Here is a 15,421-nt window from a genome sequence, read left to right on the forward strand (position 1 = left end):
AAGGGAAATGAGGGAAATTAAGTTTCAAGGTATCTATAAGCCAACAAAAGAAATGTTTATTCCGCACAATATCAATTTTAATAGCAAAACAGTCGTGGGAGATTTTGATGGGGAAATAGGCGACTGGTGTCATTTCTCTTTAGAACCAAGCGGGTATGGTGATGTTTGGTTAAGACAATACACCGGGTTGAAAGACAAAAACGGTCGGGAGATTTATGAAGGGGATATTGTAATTGATAAGCGCAAGAACTCTGCAGAAGTAGTTTTTGATGATGGCTGTTTCTGTGTAATTGGATATTTGGGAGATTTACGGACCCATCCAATTCGTGATTCCCTATTTTGTGGTGAAAGATTTGAAGTCATAGGAAACATCTACGAAAATCCAGAGCTTTTGGAGGCATCACATGCCAGCGAATAAGTACGGCGCCAGAAAAACACAGGTGGACGGCATTACGTTCGATAGCCGGGCCGAAGCCAAATACTATGAGCAGCTGAAATGGCTCAAGGTTAGCAAGCAAATCAAAGATTTTAAGCTACAGCCACGTTTCCTGCTGCAAGAGGCATTCAAAAAGAACGGCAAAACTTTTCGGAAGATTGAGTATATTGCAGACTTTGAGGTTCATAATTTGGACGGCAGCATCGAGATCATTGACATCAAGGGCGTGGAAACAAAGGAATTTGCCATCAAACGCAAGCTGTACGAGCGGCTTTACGATACGCCACTCAAGGTGCTGGCTCTTGATAAGTCACTTGGCTTCATCGAGCTGGACGAGCTGAAAAAACTCAAAAGAAAGGCGGGAAAGTCCACTGTTAAACGTGGTAATCGCAGACGATCGGCCGTTGTGGGTGCAGGAAGAAGATAAGCTCATGGCCTGTATGACACGTTGCTCTCAGTTTAAGGCATGCGCCAGCCGAATGGGTTCTGATTGCAAGAAACTCGGCGGCACGGAAATTCCCAAAATCAATTCAGGAGGTAGATACCATGGAACAGCAAAGCATCAATCCTTACAAGCCAGGACCGGTTGAAGAATGGAAGATGATGCCGGAACAGCTGGCCGAATACGTGAAGAAGCATCCGATCGTTTACCGGGAGGAATTGAAACCGTCTCCGGCGTTCACGATGGATAGATGGAGAATGGACCACTATTAAACACAAAAAAGCACCGAAGCGTTAGCCCCGATGCATTGATATGAACTGGTACTTCTATCATAGCACAGGGGGCGCTAAGAATGTACAACCCAAGAGAAATTAATTTAAGCAAAGATACAACAATCGAACAGGCAATGGAGTCGGGCAAAATACAGATCATCGTTTTAGACGGGAGCCAGGGTACCGCACATGTCTTGGAAGCCCCGGAGCATGGCAAAACAATCATTCAAACGGCAAAGGGCAGCTTTGCTCGAGTTGATCATGAAATAGGTTTCAAAATCAAATAGCAGGGGCTTTCCCCTGCGGGGGAGGAACGGCATGGATAAATTTCAGGAAATAAAAAATAGATTTTCAATAGCAACTTCACTTTATAAAAAGCAAATAGACGTTAATTGGTCCACTATTCTTGAGGATCAAGAATTTCTAATTCAATCAGTAGAAAAACAGCAGGAAATCATTGAGGAAAACAAGCGCCAGCAGGAAGTAACGGTACATCAGTTCCGGCAGGCACAAAAGGACATTCAGCATCTAAGCGGGCAAAGTAGCCGATACAAACAGGCATTGGAGAAGATCATTACCAATCTCAATTTCGCGATAACAGTTGCCCAAAATGAATTGGAGGGTGATGTGAAATGAGCATCATCAAAATCCGATACGCTTTTCGGCATAAGGAAACTGGCAATATCGAGTTAAAAACGTATTCCATCGGTCAGCTTGAAGGCCGGCCGTCCCGGAAGCTGTCACCCGTCTTTTGTGAAGAGTTTGGTTATGAACTAATTAACAGAGATTTATACACTGGGCTGAAGGATAAAAACGGCAGGGAGATTTACGAGCATGATTTGGCCGTTTTCCTTGGTAGAACATACACTGTCTGTTATTTCAATGGTTACTATGCTTTAACACTAAATTCAAGCAATATCAATTGCATCCCGTTAAATAGCGGTATTCAGATAGAAGTGATAGGTGACGTATATCAAAAACCTAAAGTGTTAGGCGGTGCAAAACGATGATCCCTTTACAAGTTGAGCTTCAACGGGCAGTCAAAGCCACGAAAGACGAAGCGATGACAGTTGAGCAGGCGGCGGAATATTTGAAAGTACATCCAGATTACATACCGGTGCTCGTGGCAAAGTCAGACGATCTGAAAATGATCGGTGAGGAAACAATCATTGCAAAGCGTGATAAGACAAATACTTGGCTCCTTGGCGGGATCGTGGCGGTTTTATTCTTTGCAATTGCGGTTCTGCCAGGGATAGGGGGATGACACCATGATCAAGCAGCATTATGACGATGGCAAACAGCATATACACGTTCTTTCATACGGAGGGGGCACACAATCAACGGCCCTTCTCCTCATGGCTTTGAAAGGTGAAATAAATGGCGTTATTCCTGACCATATCATTTTCTCTGATACTGGCTGGGAGCCTCAACACGTTTACGACTGGATCAACAAAGTAAACGAGCATATCAAAGAAACATATGGACGAGAGATCATTTTCACAGACAATGGCAGCATTAGAGATGACATTGTAAAAGGCGCTGAGACAGGAGGACGATTCGCGAGCATGCCTTTATACACGCGGGGATCAAAGGGTGAAATTGGCATGGTAATGCGTCAGTGTACAAACGAATACAAAATATTGCCGGTTAACCGGAAAATCCGTTCATTGCTCGGATACAAGCCGAGGCAGCGCATTAAAGAAGTCGTTCATCTATGGAAAGGCATAAGCACCGATGAAATTCAGCGAGTTAAACCGAGCCGGGAAAGCTGGCAAGTAGCCGAACATCCTTTGGTTGATGTGGCTTTCATAGATCGGTCACGCTGCATTACTTACGTTGAACGTGAAGGGCTCGGGACCCCGGCAAAATCCAGCTGCATAGGCTGCCCTTTTCATGATTATAACGCATGGCGTGACATGAAAATGAAGGACCCAGAGTCATGGAAAGACGCGGTGGAAATAGATCGGCTTATTCGGAAGCTGCCACGATTCAAAAATAACGCCTTCCTGCATAAGTCTGGAAAGCCTTTGGAGGAAGTTAATTTCAATGAGAATCAGCTCGACATTGATCACTTTTTAAATGAATGTGAGGGCATGTGTGGCGTTTAAGGGAAATTCATATATAAAACCATGAGGAAATGAACACATGAACAATTTTACAAGTATATACAAATTAGGAGGAAATTAAAATGAACCTTGAAAAAAATATCAAAGATGTAATCGCAAAACAAATGGAAGAAGGAATGGTTGAAAAACTGGTCGCAGAACAACTGGAAAAAGGAATTTCAAAAGCGCTTGAAAATTTATTCTCAAGCTATGGCGATGTGACCGACATTATCAAAAGCAAACTAAAAAGCGTCATCGTCCCTTACTTAGAAAACTATGATTACTCAAAGTACATTACAAAGCTTGACCATGTGCTGGTCGAAGTATTACAAAATACAACATTGGAAAACCGTAACCTTCTAAACAATTTCAAGGAATTGATGTCGGAAGAAGTAGCAGAAAAAACAGTCAAACTGTCTGACCTCTTCGCAAAATGGATGAACTATGTCGCAAAAAACGTTGAGACTGACGGTCTGGAAGTAGAATTTGATGATAGACCTGAATATGAAGCGGTTGAGGTATCTGTAAATGTTGAACGTAACGATGATAGAAGTTGGAGTATTTTTGAACACGCAATAATTTTATTTGAGTGCGATCATGACGAAAAAATGAACTTTGAAATACCGATTTCCTTTTATAAGAACGGAAAAGATAAGGAATGGGATTTGAAATATAACTCAGTGCATGACTTAAAATCTCTCAGACGTCTGAACGAATTTGAAATTCTGCTCATGAGATTATCTCAAAACGGCGTGGGAATAATCCTTGATATTGAATGGGAAAATGATGCAGTTACGCCAGAAGAAGAACCGGAACCAAGTTTCTAAAAGGGAATGCGAGAAGGGATGTGCGGCGTGTGACTGTTAAACAAGATTACAAGCCAATTCTCCAGCAAGCAATTGAAGTTTTTGAACAGAAGTACGGTGACAATGGCAGGAACTATCTAATGTTCCTGCTGCAAGACAATCTAATGAAAACCGTCGGCGGGCGGAAATAGGGGGCGGAAACAATGAATCTACAAAAAATGTTCGAAATGCAAAAGGCGCTTGATGAACGGATCATCAAAGAAAAGGGGCTGGAAGGTCAGGACTTGCTGCCAAACCTCATTCTTGCTTTACAGGTGGAGCTGGCCGAGTGTGCGAATGAATGGCGAGGCTTTAAGCATTGGAGCAATGACCGGGAGCCGAGAACAAAGCACCCGTTAGAAACTTCTCCTAATGGTGCTTTCAGGAAAGGCGGAAACCCACTTCTTGAGGAATACGTGGACTGCCTGCATTTTATCTTGAGCATCGGAAACCGGCTTGGCTGGAATGATACTGACACCATAGATGATGTAGTCGTGCAGCATTTAATATCTGACAAAGGGTTTGACACAGCAAAAACATTCTCCTGCTTGTTATCCATTGCTTATGGATTCCATTTTAGCAATGTGGAAAAGGGGACATATATCAGCTTGTTTACAACGTTCTTTGAATTAGGCAACAAGCTCGGCTTTAAATGGGAACAGATCGAAGCTGCTTACATGGAGAAAAACGCCGTCAATCATCAGCGGCAGCAGGAGGGGTATTGATGAACCATACCGACAACCCGATCATTTCAGACATCCAAACAATTGAAGGGGGAAGAACAATGAAATTCTATGAAATCAATGAACCATATTACGCACTTCTCAAAGCGAAAGACGAGGCGGATGCTGAAAGGATTTACAACGAGCAAATTGCTGACACGGACGATTACGAAAATTTTCAAGACGATGAAATCCGAGAAGTAGAACGCGACGATGCACTCATTATGTTTTCGCAAACAAAGGATGAAGATGGGGAGCTTGTTTCTTACACTCGTATTTCAGAGGATTTCAACAACCCTGAAATTGAAGTCCTTATCATGGACGGTTCGCTTCTATGAACACAGCATACAGAGTTTGGGACGGCGAGAATATGCATTATGGGGATGACGTGAATCTGACCCTTTTTATAAGAGACAAGGTATGGACGTTGTATAAAGATTCCGCAGGTTTATGTCCTGATATAGTCGCATCCAGTCAGGACGGAAAATCCGTTCTCATGTGGGGGACAGGGTTGAAGGATAAAAGTCTTTATGATGGGTCTATAGTCAAATATGGGACTTTTAATTATCAAAATGGGGTCATCTGTTATGACGCGAATCAGGCTATGTTTAAAATTGTGCCGGTTCAGTTCTACCTTGCGAATGCAGGCAATGGCGGATGGACGGGACACTCAATAAGAAAAACTGTTCCATTAAAAGTAATCGGTGACGTATATCAAAACCCTGAGTTATTGGAGGGGGCGAAATGAACTCTCATGAATTAATAATGAAGCTACGAGAACGACACCAAATGGATATTTACTCATCAAACGAGCAATGGTGTGTACAACTTTTCGAACTTGATATTTGTCCCAATGACATCGGAATTTCTTGTGAATTTGAAACAAGTGACGAAAGTCTACGCGACGCTCTCACAGAAGCGTTGGAATGGTCTTCTGACAGATATCCTGAGTTATTGGAGGGCGCGGAGTGATGGAGAGCAACCTATGATTCTCAGGATACTGTTTCTGTTGATGGGATGCGGATTCTGGATATTTTTCCAACACGATTACAGGCCGGACATGAAAGCGAACATTGCTTTGATCGGGGCAATCATTTCTTTCACGGCTGCGGCTTACTTTAAAGATATTGATAAGTATATAGAGAAGAGGGAAGACAAATGAACGGATTTTCTGAGATTGAACTGCAAATGATTGTTGATGAATTAAAAAAGGGTATGCCTCTACAACTGGAGCTTGTTAGCCATACATCAAAGCTAATTGTAGCTTACTATCAGGAATACAAGAAGAATCCATATGTGGAGCCGGCGGACGTGGTGCCTCTAGCTGTTAAATCCAGAATGAATCAAATGGGTCTTAATTAGGAGGAGAAAGATGTTAATAGCCTTGAAAATAGTTCTCCTACTGGTTCTGGTTATCTCTCTTATGGGAGTTATAGGAGAGGATAAGGATTCGCAGCTGCGGAATCACTTAACTGCAATATGTATCACATCTATTATCGGCACCATTGCTACATACGTGCTGCTTTAACTGAATAAGTCCAAGACGGAAAGCCTGCGGACACTGAACTTACAGCATTAGCGCTGTTTGTTTGGTGTCCGTTTTTTATTTCGCAACTATCTGGATGTCTATCGCAATTACTAACGGTGAAAGGAGTGATGAGACATGAAACAGTCCAAAAAGAAGCCATCACAGAAGCAACAGGAGCGCTCAGATCGTTTCTGGCAATCAATTATGAACACGAACATGCAAACACTCAGACGCGGCAAAGGCGGCGCTTTTAAGCGTAAATAAAGGGAGGAATTATTATGACAGATCAAATGATTGCATGGGAGATTGAAGAATGGATTCGTGATTATAAATTCATGCTGCGGGAGATCAAAAGGCTCAACCGTGTTTTAAACAAAGTAGATTTTATTGGCGGAAAGCTTACTGCAACATACGGGGATGAAGCAGGCATGCCAAGGGGATCAGCAGGCGTCAGTCAGGCAGAACTACGGCAGATGGACCGAAGAGAGAGACGGCTCCACAAATATGAATCTATTGTGCATTACCTGGACAACGCAATGGAACACATTGAAGAAGAAAAGCACCGTATCGTTTATGATTGCATGATGGAAGGCATGAGTTATACAGCTATTGCAAACCACCTTGATTGCTCTCGTGATACCATCAGAAAGATCAAAACAGCCATAATCGGCAACATCGTCAATAAAGTCAAAGAAGCCAACTTTCTGCAATATTTGAACTCGTTTAAATCGGCAGTGTAAACTTGAAGGCAGGACGGGGAGGCGAAAACATTCCGCGTCACAACAAAATAAAATATAGTGATCCAAGAGCTCTATGCCCTTATAAGGTATAGGGCTTTTTGTATCCGGAAAAGAGGGAGAAACATGGCATCATTAAAGGGAGTAAGTGCAAATCCTACAAAAGCCCAGCACAGCTTGAAAGAGGACAAATATGTCACAGTAGCAGTCAAAAATGACAATAGTTATATTGCTGGTCCCAATTTGATTCCTCAGCGGCTTGTGAACGGTAAGTGGGTATCTCTTGATATTGATTCACCTAACCCATTAAAACCAGATGAAAAAGCTTATGATAAATTCGACATCAAAGAATATCTGAATAAAGCTGGTACGTACCGTTTCAAAGTTGAGGTTTATAAATACGATAAAAACGGGGATTATGTCACCACTTTAGGAACATTCTACACTAGCAATTTCTATATCAAGTAGCAGCAAGCGGAGCGTCATCTATACGGTGATGCTCTCTTTATATTCTTTGTAAACTGAGTCCAGTGAATCTCAGACTGCTGGCAAGGCCTCTGAGTATGGGCTTAGTTTAGAGGGAATATCTTTTCCAAAACAACACGAATCAGAAGGGGGCGGCGGTGAATGTAGATGGCTGAAAAGCACATTCAGGCGTACAAGGATTACGTCAAAGGCTTGAAATACAAGGACCTTGCCGAAAAGTACGGGGTGTCAGTGAACACCATTAAATCGTGGAAACAACGGCATGGTTGGGAAAGGAAAAAGGGTGCACCCTCTGAAAAAAGTGTGCACACAAAAAAGGGTGGACAGCCCGGCAACAAAAATGCAGTCGGGAACAACGGCGGCGCACCACAGAGGAATCAAAATGCTGTGACTCACGGCTTTTTCTCTAAATTCCTGCCAGAAGAGACGCTTGAAATCATGGAAGAGATTCAAGAACGTTCGCCTGCTGATATGATATGGGATCAGATACAGATTCAATATGCAGCCATTCTCCGGGCGCAGCGTATTATGTTCGTGCAGGATAAAGATGACCTTGCAAAAGAGCTGAAAAAAGCGAAATACGTTTATCGTCCTGAAGAGGATGAAGACGGAAACGAGTATTTTGAAAAGTCCATTGCTGAAGAAGAGCTTGAAATACAATTCGCTTGGGATCGTCATGCAACCTTCCTAAACGCCCAATCACGGGCAATGGGAGAGCTCAGGAGCTTGATAAAGCAATTTGACCAGCTGGCGCATGAAGAAGACGAACGGCGCCTTAAATTGGAGCAAATGCGCTTGAATATCGAGAAGACAAAGGCTGAGACAAAGAATGAGAAATCCGGAAAGAACCGGGTTGTTATCGTTAATGATAAAGATGCTATGAGGAAGGCAATTAGCGATGGAAACCAAGACAATTAAAATTACTGACCTCATGAATAAGAATTTCTATTCTTTCTGGCTGAACGAAAGACCAAAGTCAATATTATCTGGCGGCCGTTCTTCTATGAAGTCATCCGTAATTTCTTTGAAACTCGTCATTGATTTTTTAGATGATCCCCAAGGTAATGTGATTTGTCTGCGGAAGGTTGCAAAATACCTTTCAACCTCTGTTTATGAACAGATAAAATGGGCTATTTACATGCTTGGTGTGGAGGATGAATTCTTTTTTGGTAAATCTCCATTAAAGATCGAACACAAGGAAACGAAAACGGCTTTTTATTTCTATGGCGTGGATGATCCGCAGAAGCTGAAATCGATGAATATAGCAGTAGGTTATATCATGGCTCTATGGTTTGAGGAGTTGGCCGAGTTTAGCGGTGTAGAGGATATTGATATTGTGGAAGATACATTCATCCGACAAGACCTGGGCGAAAAAGAAGTGAAAATTTACTATTCTTATAACCCGCCGCGGAATCCTTACGCTTGGGTGAATGAGTGGAGAGACGATAAGGCGGGAGATGATGAGTATTTCCTTCATCACTCAACATACCTTGAGGATGAAAAAGGCTTCTTATCTGATCAGCTCATTCGAAAAATTGAGCGTTATAAGGAACAGGACGAGGATTACTGGCGCTGGATGTATAGCGGAGAGGTTATCGGTCTTGGGGATATGGTCTATAACATGAACCATTTTCATGAAATTGATCAGTTGCCAGAGGATGACGGACTGATTCTTATAGATATTGCTATTGATACCGGGCACCAAGTATCAGCGACAACCTATTTAGCGTTCGGTTTAACAAAGAAACAAAATGTCATTCTGCTTGATACTTATTACTATAGCCCAGAAAACAAAGTCGTGAAAAAAGCTCCATCTGAACTTTCTACAGAATTAAAAGAGTGGATGGATAAGATAAGCCAAGAATACAACAAGTATTTCGACAAGCAGACGATCGATTCAGCTGAAGGTGCCCTTCGAAATCAATTCTTCAAAGACTATGGAATCAGGCTGCACCCGGTAGCGAAGAAAAAGAAAATTGACATGATCGATAACGTTCAGGACCTATTGGCTCAAGGGCGTTTTTTTGTGCTTAAAACAGAATCGAATCAAATCTTTTTGACCGAGCACAGGAAATACCAGTGGGATGCAGACACTCTTCAATCAGATGATCCGAAGATAATAAAAATTGATGATCACACTTGTGACGCCTTTCAATATTACGTTAATGACAATTTGCAAAAGCTCGGCTTGAAAAATTAGGGCGGTGAAACAATGATCAAAAAAATAGGCTCTGCATTAAAGGCGGTGATGTACAGAATGGGTTTAATACAAGGGATAAACAAGATTACAGACAGCAAAAAGGTAATGGTTACCGATGAGCATTATGAATACGTGGATACATGGTATGCCTTATACAAGGGATACCACAAAGACTTTCATGATTTAAGATATAAAACAGTTGCCGGTGAGAGATCACGTCGCAGAGCCACACTAAATATGCCTAAAGTTGCGGCTGCAGAAATGGCCCAACTGGTGTTCAATGAAAAATGCTTGGTGAATGTGTCAGATAACACACTATATGACAATATTAAAGACGTTCTGGACCATAATAAATTCGGCAAGCAATTTCAACGATATTTGGAATACAGTTTTGCTCTTGGTGGCATGGTTATGAAAGTACATGTGGATGCCGGCCAGATTAAAATTTCATATGTAGCTGCTGACGCCTTTTATCCTTTGTCCTCAACAAGTGACGAAGTGACAGAAGGCGTTTTTGTTAATGAGACAAGAAAAGGCGACAAAAAATATACACTGCTTGAATGGCATACGTGGGAAGGCTCTGAATATGTCATTACCAATGAACTTTATGAGAGTAATAACTCAGCTACATTAGGCATTAGAGTCCCTTTATCTACTATGTATCCAGATTTAGAGGAAGAGGCGAGGATTGAGGGGCTTACACGACCTTTGTTCGTTTATATTCGGCCCAACACAGCAAATAATTTTGATATGTATTCGCCTTTAGGGATATCCATTTATGCAAATGCCCTTGATACATTAAAAACTCTGGATATTGCTTATGATAGCTTTCAAAGGGAATTCCGATTAGGGAAAAAACGCATTTTAGTTCCACAATCCGCGATAAAGACCGTAGTCGATCCTCAGAGCGGAAAAATGTCACGTTATTTTGACGCTGAGGATGAAGCGTACCAGGCAATGAACTTTGAAAGTGAAGATGCAATAAAAGACATTAGCGTTGAATTGCGGGTGAGTGAACATATTGATGCTATCAATAGTATTTTGAATTTGCTGTCTATGCAGTTGGGTTTCTCAGCAGGGACATTTACTTTTGATTCTCAAGGATTAAAGACCGCGACAGAGGTTGTCAGCGAAAACAGTAAGACGTTCAGGACTAAAAATAGCCATGAAACAATAGTTGAAGAAGGGATTAAAGAGCTCGTAGATGTCATTGTTAATGTGGCCGAGCTATATGATATTTTTACAGCTCCTGATGACTATGATGTAACGGTTGATTTTGACGATAGCATTGCAGAAGATAGGGCGGCAAATGCCACATATTATATGACATTACAGAGCGCCGGACTTATTTCAAAGAAATATGCTCTTCAGCGAATCCTTGATCTAACAGAAGAACAAGCGGAAGAAATGTTGCTAGAAATAAAAGATGAAAATGCTACTGCTGATGATGCTTTTATGTTAGATACATTTGGCCAAAAAGAAGGTCAACTGGAAAAGGATGAGGAAGAAGAGGAAAAAACGGAAGAAGATGAAGTTGAATGAGCCTCACCCCACGTCAACTTGATCTTTTCACGAGTCCTTTAATTGAGATTTATAACGCTATGGAGAGTGAACTGCTTCAAAATATCGCTTCGAAATTGCAAACTGATGAGGAAGAGACATCGGAAACCATTCTTTCATGGCAATTTCAAAAGCTCAACCAGCTGCAGGCCCTTACTAAGGAGAATATTGAAGTGTTATCTGAAAGGACAGGGATAGCAGAGGAGACGATATATTCTATTCTTGAAAATGCGGGGTTTACAGGAATTGCTGAGCAAGAAAGCTTTTTACAACGTGTTGCAAAAGGCGGAAATTTAAAGCAGGCTCCTCCAGTTAAAGAAGACCCGACTATTATTGATACGTTAAATACTTACTATCAGCAGGCTAAAACAAAACTTAATCTCACAAATTCAACTATCCTTATTCAGTCTCAACAGGTCTATAGGGATATTGTAAATAAAACAACAGCTGAGGTTCTGAGTGGATTGAAAACGCATCAAGAGGCTTTGCGCTCAGCCTGTATTGAATACAGTAAACAAGGAATCCCGGCATTTATAAGCAGGACCGGCCGGAAGTGGAGTACAGAGGCTCATGTAGGAACTGTGATCAGGACGGTTTCAAATAATGTAACTAATCAAATGCAAGAAGATAGATGCGCGAGCTACGGTATCGATCTTGTTGAAATTTCAAGTCATTCAGGGGCTCGCCCGAAATGCGCCCGGTATCAAGGGAAGGTATTTTCTTTATCCGGCAATCACCCGAGGTACCCGCCTCTCTCATCCACAAGTTACGGAGAGCCAGACGGCTTATTTGGGATTAACTGCGGTCATCAAAAATATGCCTATATCGAAGGTGTTTCAATACGCAGAAATAAACCCTATAACCAAAGAGAGAATGCAAAAGCATATGAACAGAGCCAAAAACAACGATATATTGAAAGGCAGATCCGAAAAGCCAAAAATGAAGCCAATATGCTTCAGGCTATCGGGGATGAAGAGGGGGCAGCTAAAGCAGAATTAAAAATCAGAAAAAGACAAGCTGCTATGCGTGCATTTATTGAGGAAACCGGACGCGAGCGCCGAAGATATCGTGAACAAGTTTATTGACTCATTGCCTTTTTAGAAGATTGCAGGCTTAAAAGAACAATCTTTTTTATTATGCCTAAAACAGAAGGAGGAACATATATGACAATCCCACTTTTAAAATTGAATCTGCAGTTTTTCTCAGAAGATACTGGCGGAGAAGTAGGGAACGGTGATTCGGTGGCTACCGATGAAACAGTTAATCAAGAAGGTAATACTGATGTACAGGCCAGCTCTCCAACTGAACAACCAAGTAACGAAGAGCAAACTGACCCCACGCCCTCAGATGAGGATGTGAAAAAGGAGATTTTAAAATCACTTGGCTTTGAAAACTTCGATGAGGCAAAGGCTGCCGTCGAAGATCACAGAAAATATCTTGAATCTCAAAAGACTGAGCAGCAGAAACAACAGGAAGCGTATGAAGCGCTTGAGCAGTCAAATAAAGAAAAAGATGAGGAACTTTTCAAAGCTAACGCCAAGCTGTCAGCTTTTAAGGCTGGTGTGAATGAAGAATCGCTGGATGATGTTCTTCTACTTGCAAAAGCGCAGATGAATGATGATGTAGATATCGAAACGGCGATCAAAAAAGTTGTGGAGAAATACCCGCAATTTACAAATAGTGAAGTAACAACACAGGTAGACAAGCCGCGCTTTTCTCAAGGGCAGCATCAATCCAAAGGCGGGAAAATGGACGCCTTTCTTACAGGATTAGGACTTAAAGGAGGAACTCAATAATGCCAAACTCTATTAACTATGTATCAAAGTATCAAGACGCTTTAGATCAAAAATTGGTGCAAGATGCACTTACAGCAGAATTAGAAACGCCTAATGTAAACTGGTTGGATGCAAAAACATTTAAAGTTCAATCAGTGTCTACAACAGGATATAAGCCGCATACAAGAAATAAAGGGTACAACGAAGGAACCGTTACAACAACTGAGAAGCCTTATACTCTTGAATTTGATCGAGACATTGAATTTTTCGTTGACAAAGCAGATGTCGATGAATCAAATCAGGCTGCTTCTGCTTCAAATGTTACTGCAACATTCACAACAGAGCATGCTACGCCGGAGCTCGATGCATATCGTTTCTCGAAGTTGGCCAAATACGCTGTCGATAGGAAACAAATTGAGACGGGCGCTATTGACAAAGAGAACATTTTCACAACATTAAAAGCTGCAATTCGTCCTTTGAGAAAATATGGACCAGGAAACCTAATCGCGTACGTTTCGAGTGAGGTAATGGATGCGCTGGAACTCTCAAAGGATTTTACTCGTAAAATTGATGTGACTAATAATAATGGAACATTAGAAACACGAGTTTCATCTATCGATGGCGTTCGTTTAGTTGAAGTTTGGGACGAATCACGTTTCTATGATTCTTTTGATTTCTCAGAAGGATTTAAACCGGCAGAGGGAGCCAAGAAAATTAACTTCCTGATCGTTGCTAAAACAAATGTTATTGCGAAAGCAAAATTCAATTCTGTTTATTTGTTTGCGCCAGGGCAGCATATAGAAGGTGACGGATACCTTTATCAAAACCGTATTTATCATGATCTATTCATGTTAGAAAATAAACAGGATGGCGTTATTGTCTCCCTTGAGCAAACTACTCCCTAATGCGCCCCAAAATCTATCGTTCACGGCTACGACTGATAGCGTGACCGTCACTTGGGATGCGGTAGATGGGGCAACTTCATACGACGTATACAGAAGCGGAAATAAAATTGATAACACTACTGAAACCACGTATGTTTCTAGTGGTTTGAAGGCTGATACTCAATACACATTCGCTGTCGCAGCTGTCAATGAAGTGGGTGCTTCTGATAAATCAGAAAACCTTGTCACACGGACGCAAAAAGAACCAACAACTGAATCAAGTTCAAGTTAGAGAGGGGCAGCTTAATATAAAGCTGTCTCTTTCGTTTTAAGGAGGTTTTTCTCCAGTGGGTTATATTGATATTGATTATTACCGAAAAACGTATGTAGGCGAATCTGAGGGCAATGACGAGGTTTTAGATAAGTATATTCGACGAGCGTCTGACCTAATTGATCAATTGACCAATTTTCGTATTAAAAATGGAGCTATTAACTTGGCGGCTAACAGCTTCATTGATGAAAACGTGAAAAAGGCCACGGCAGCTCAAGTGGAATATTACGTGTTGAATGGTGGGGACACAATTGGTGCTTCAGATGACATGTCTAGCGTTAGTATCGGAGGGTTTAATTATAGTAAATCGAATCCTGAGCTCACTAGAAATCAAAAAAGGGTTTCACCTACCACTATAGCTTACTTACAGTTTACAGGGCTTTTGTATTCAGGTATTGAGGTTTTTACTCATGGTTAGGCCGATTCCTAAACAATTGCTTATTCACTCTGTGCAATACAGAGAATATGAACAAAATGAACGCTGGGGTGAAAGATGGCTTGACGTTGTCCCTGTTATTAACGTTCTTGTAAAGCCTTCGACTTCTCTTACTGTCACAGCAACAGGGGAACAGGTTAACTCTCAATCTATATTGTTTCTGGATGCCAAGTATTCAAATCCGTTTGTGGAAATGAAAGAGAAATCAGAAGTCATTTTCAACGGTCGCACAATGAAAGTCAACAAGGTGAGCCCATTTTATACTTTTGATGGTGATCTACCGCATCATTATGAAGTGGAGTTGATCTAATGGCTGGTTTTAACGTGAATATTAATTTAAGCGGTGTTTTAAATGCTACTTCTGCTGCTTTAGACCACGCTCAAATTGCTATAGATCAACAAGTTTTAAAAGACGGTAACTTCTATGCTCCGCAAGATACTGGGGAGCTAAAAAGAAGTGGTATACGAGCCTCGCATCCTGGTTCCGGGAAAGTAATCTGGGATACTAAGTATGCAAGCAAAGTGTGGAATGCAAGACGTGTATCTCTAGATCGAAACCCAAATGCGAAAGCGCGGTGGGCTGAGGTGGCAGCTACAGAACATAAAGGTGATTGGATCACAGTTGGACAAAATGCAGTTAACGCCTATTTAAGAAGGTGAAA

At 41.6% G+C, this 15,421-nt stretch carries 27 protein-coding genes; all 27 read left to right on the forward strand.

What is annotated here, in order from left to right:
- Window positions 1-7: 7 nt before the first annotated feature.
- The 27 genes from DIC78_RS15705 to DIC78_RS15830 all read left to right on the forward strand — a co-directional run bounded on the left by DIC78_RS15705 (window position 8) and on the right by DIC78_RS15830 (window position 15,419).
- Complete coding sequence (locus tag DIC78_RS15705; RefSeq protein WP_127696560.1) at window positions 8-418, forward strand: YopX family protein; 411 nt, start codon at window positions 8-10, stop codon at window positions 416-418.
- Window positions 405-863, forward strand: a complete 459-nt coding sequence (locus DIC78_RS15710; protein ID WP_017697392.1) for a DUF1064 domain-containing protein — start codon at window positions 405-407, stop codon at window positions 861-863. Before DIC78_RS15705 ends, DIC78_RS15710 begins: the two co-directional genes overlap by 14 nt.
- Window positions 864-982: 119 nt before the next feature.
- Window positions 983-1,150 (forward strand): hypothetical protein, encoded by a 168-nt coding sequence (locus tag DIC78_RS21600; protein WP_164848143.1) that lies wholly within the window; start codon window positions 983-985, stop codon window positions 1,148-1,150.
- An 80-nt stretch (window positions 1,151-1,230) separates the two neighbouring features.
- Entirely contained in the window at window positions 1,231-1,437 is a 207-nt protein-coding gene (locus DIC78_RS15715) for an XtrA/YqaO family protein (RefSeq protein ID WP_015715365.1), read from the forward strand.
- A gap of 31 nt (window positions 1,438-1,468) precedes the next feature.
- The gene (locus DIC78_RS15720; protein WP_127696561.1) at window positions 1,469-1,786 is read left to right on the forward strand and encodes a VWA domain-containing protein; all 318 of its coding nucleotides are present in this window, start codon (window positions 1,469-1,471) and stop codon (window positions 1,784-1,786) included.
- Complete coding sequence (locus DIC78_RS15725) at window positions 1,783-2,160, forward strand: YopX family protein (RefSeq protein WP_127696562.1); 378 nt, start codon at window positions 1,783-1,785, stop codon at window positions 2,158-2,160. Before DIC78_RS15720 ends, DIC78_RS15725 begins: the two co-directional genes overlap by 4 nt.
- On the forward strand, window positions 2,157-2,414 hold the full coding sequence (locus tag DIC78_RS15730) for a hypothetical protein (protein ID WP_127696563.1): 258 nt from the start codon (window positions 2,157-2,159) through the stop codon (window positions 2,412-2,414). Before DIC78_RS15725 ends, DIC78_RS15730 begins: the two co-directional genes overlap by 4 nt.
- Before the next feature lie 4 nt (window positions 2,415-2,418).
- On the forward strand, window positions 2,419-3,258 hold the full coding sequence (locus DIC78_RS15735) for a phosphoadenosine phosphosulfate reductase domain-containing protein (protein WP_127696564.1): 840 nt from the start codon (window positions 2,419-2,421) through the stop codon (window positions 3,256-3,258).
- A gap of 80 nt (window positions 3,259-3,338) precedes the next feature.
- A complete protein-coding gene (locus tag DIC78_RS15740) occupies window positions 3,339-4,082 on the forward strand; it encodes a hypothetical protein (protein ID WP_127696565.1) in 744 nt (247 codons plus the stop codon).
- A gap of 182 nt (window positions 4,083-4,264) precedes the next feature.
- Window positions 4,265-4,825, forward strand: a complete 561-nt coding sequence (locus tag DIC78_RS15745) for a dUTP diphosphatase (protein ID WP_127696566.1) — start codon at window positions 4,265-4,267, stop codon at window positions 4,823-4,825.
- Complete coding sequence (locus tag DIC78_RS15750) at window positions 4,825-5,160, forward strand: hypothetical protein (RefSeq protein ID WP_164848144.1); 336 nt, start codon at window positions 4,825-4,827, stop codon at window positions 5,158-5,160. The genes DIC78_RS15745 and DIC78_RS15750 overlap by 1 nt, the downstream gene beginning before the upstream one ends.
- Window positions 5,161-5,192: 32 nt before the next feature.
- Window positions 5,193-5,570 carry a YopX family protein gene (locus tag DIC78_RS15755; RefSeq protein WP_240671147.1) on the forward strand — a complete coding sequence of 126 codons (378 nt, stop codon included), beginning with the start codon at window positions 5,193-5,195 and terminating at the stop codon, window positions 5,568-5,570.
- A 237-nt stretch (window positions 5,571-5,807) separates the two neighbouring features.
- A complete protein-coding gene (locus DIC78_RS21605) occupies window positions 5,808-5,984 on the forward strand; it encodes a hypothetical protein (protein ID WP_164848128.1) in 177 nt (58 codons plus the stop codon).
- Window positions 5,981-6,184, forward strand: a complete 204-nt coding sequence (locus DIC78_RS15765) for a hypothetical protein (protein ID WP_127696569.1) — start codon at window positions 5,981-5,983, stop codon at window positions 6,182-6,184. The genes DIC78_RS21605 and DIC78_RS15765 overlap by 4 nt, the downstream gene beginning before the upstream one ends.
- Window positions 6,185-6,485: 301 nt before the next feature.
- On the forward strand, window positions 6,486-6,614 hold the full coding sequence (locus DIC78_RS15770; RefSeq protein WP_127696570.1) for a hypothetical protein: 129 nt from the start codon (window positions 6,486-6,488) through the stop codon (window positions 6,612-6,614).
- A gap of 14 nt (window positions 6,615-6,628) precedes the next feature.
- A complete protein-coding gene (locus DIC78_RS15775) occupies window positions 6,629-7,090 on the forward strand; it encodes a sigma-70 RNA polymerase sigma factor region 4 domain-containing protein (RefSeq protein WP_038428466.1) in 462 nt (153 codons plus the stop codon).
- Between the two features lie 123 nt (window positions 7,091-7,213).
- Window positions 7,214-7,555: a structural protein gene (locus tag DIC78_RS15780; RefSeq protein ID WP_127696571.1), complete on the forward strand. Its 342-nt coding sequence runs from the start codon at window positions 7,214-7,216 to the stop codon at window positions 7,553-7,555.
- Window positions 7,556-7,720: 165 nt separating this feature from the next.
- Complete coding sequence (terS, locus tag DIC78_RS15785; protein ID WP_127696572.1) at window positions 7,721-8,491, forward strand: phage terminase small subunit; 771 nt, start codon at window positions 7,721-7,723, stop codon at window positions 8,489-8,491.
- On the forward strand, window positions 8,472-9,773 hold the full coding sequence (locus tag DIC78_RS15790; RefSeq protein WP_017697404.1) for a PBSX family phage terminase large subunit: 1,302 nt from the start codon (window positions 8,472-8,474) through the stop codon (window positions 9,771-9,773). Before terS ends, DIC78_RS15790 begins: the two co-directional genes overlap by 20 nt.
- 12 nt (window positions 9,774-9,785) lie before the next feature.
- Window positions 9,786-11,315 (forward strand): phage portal protein, encoded by a 1,530-nt coding sequence (locus DIC78_RS15795; RefSeq protein WP_127696573.1) that lies wholly within the window; start codon window positions 9,786-9,788, stop codon window positions 11,313-11,315.
- Complete coding sequence (locus DIC78_RS15800; RefSeq protein WP_127696574.1) at window positions 11,312-12,418, forward strand: phage minor capsid protein; 1,107 nt, start codon at window positions 11,312-11,314, stop codon at window positions 12,416-12,418. The genes DIC78_RS15795 and DIC78_RS15800 overlap by 4 nt, the downstream gene beginning before the upstream one ends.
- A 78-nt stretch (window positions 12,419-12,496) precedes the next feature.
- A complete protein-coding gene (locus DIC78_RS15805; protein ID WP_240671127.1) occupies window positions 12,497-13,129 on the forward strand; it encodes a hypothetical protein in 633 nt (210 codons plus the stop codon).
- Window positions 13,129-14,013, forward strand: coding sequence for a hypothetical protein (locus tag DIC78_RS15810; protein ID WP_127696576.1), 885 nt, complete (start codon window positions 13,129-13,131; stop codon window positions 14,011-14,013). The genes DIC78_RS15805 and DIC78_RS15810 overlap by 1 nt, the downstream gene beginning before the upstream one ends.
- Window positions 13,976-14,284, forward strand: coding sequence for a fibronectin type III domain-containing protein (locus DIC78_RS15815; RefSeq protein ID WP_127696577.1), 309 nt, complete (start codon window positions 13,976-13,978; stop codon window positions 14,282-14,284). The genes DIC78_RS15810 and DIC78_RS15815 overlap by 38 nt, the downstream gene beginning before the upstream one ends.
- Window positions 14,285-14,339: 55 nt before the next feature.
- Window positions 14,340-14,741 (forward strand): head-tail connector protein, encoded by a 402-nt coding sequence (locus DIC78_RS15820; RefSeq protein WP_127696578.1) that lies wholly within the window; start codon window positions 14,340-14,342, stop codon window positions 14,739-14,741.
- The gene (locus DIC78_RS15825) at window positions 14,734-15,069 is read left to right on the forward strand and encodes a putative minor capsid protein (RefSeq protein WP_127696579.1); all 336 of its coding nucleotides are present in this window, start codon (window positions 14,734-14,736) and stop codon (window positions 15,067-15,069) included. Before DIC78_RS15820 ends, DIC78_RS15825 begins: the two co-directional genes overlap by 8 nt.
- Complete coding sequence (locus DIC78_RS15830) at window positions 15,069-15,419, forward strand: minor capsid protein (RefSeq protein WP_127696580.1); 351 nt, start codon at window positions 15,069-15,071, stop codon at window positions 15,417-15,419. Before DIC78_RS15825 ends, DIC78_RS15830 begins: the two co-directional genes overlap by 1 nt.
- The last annotated feature ends 2 nt before the right edge of the window (window positions 15,420-15,421 follow it).

This window comes from Bacillus halotolerans, from assembly GCF_004006435.1.
GTDB classification, from domain to species: Bacteria; Bacillota; Bacilli; order Bacillales; family Bacillaceae; genus Bacillus; species Bacillus halotolerans.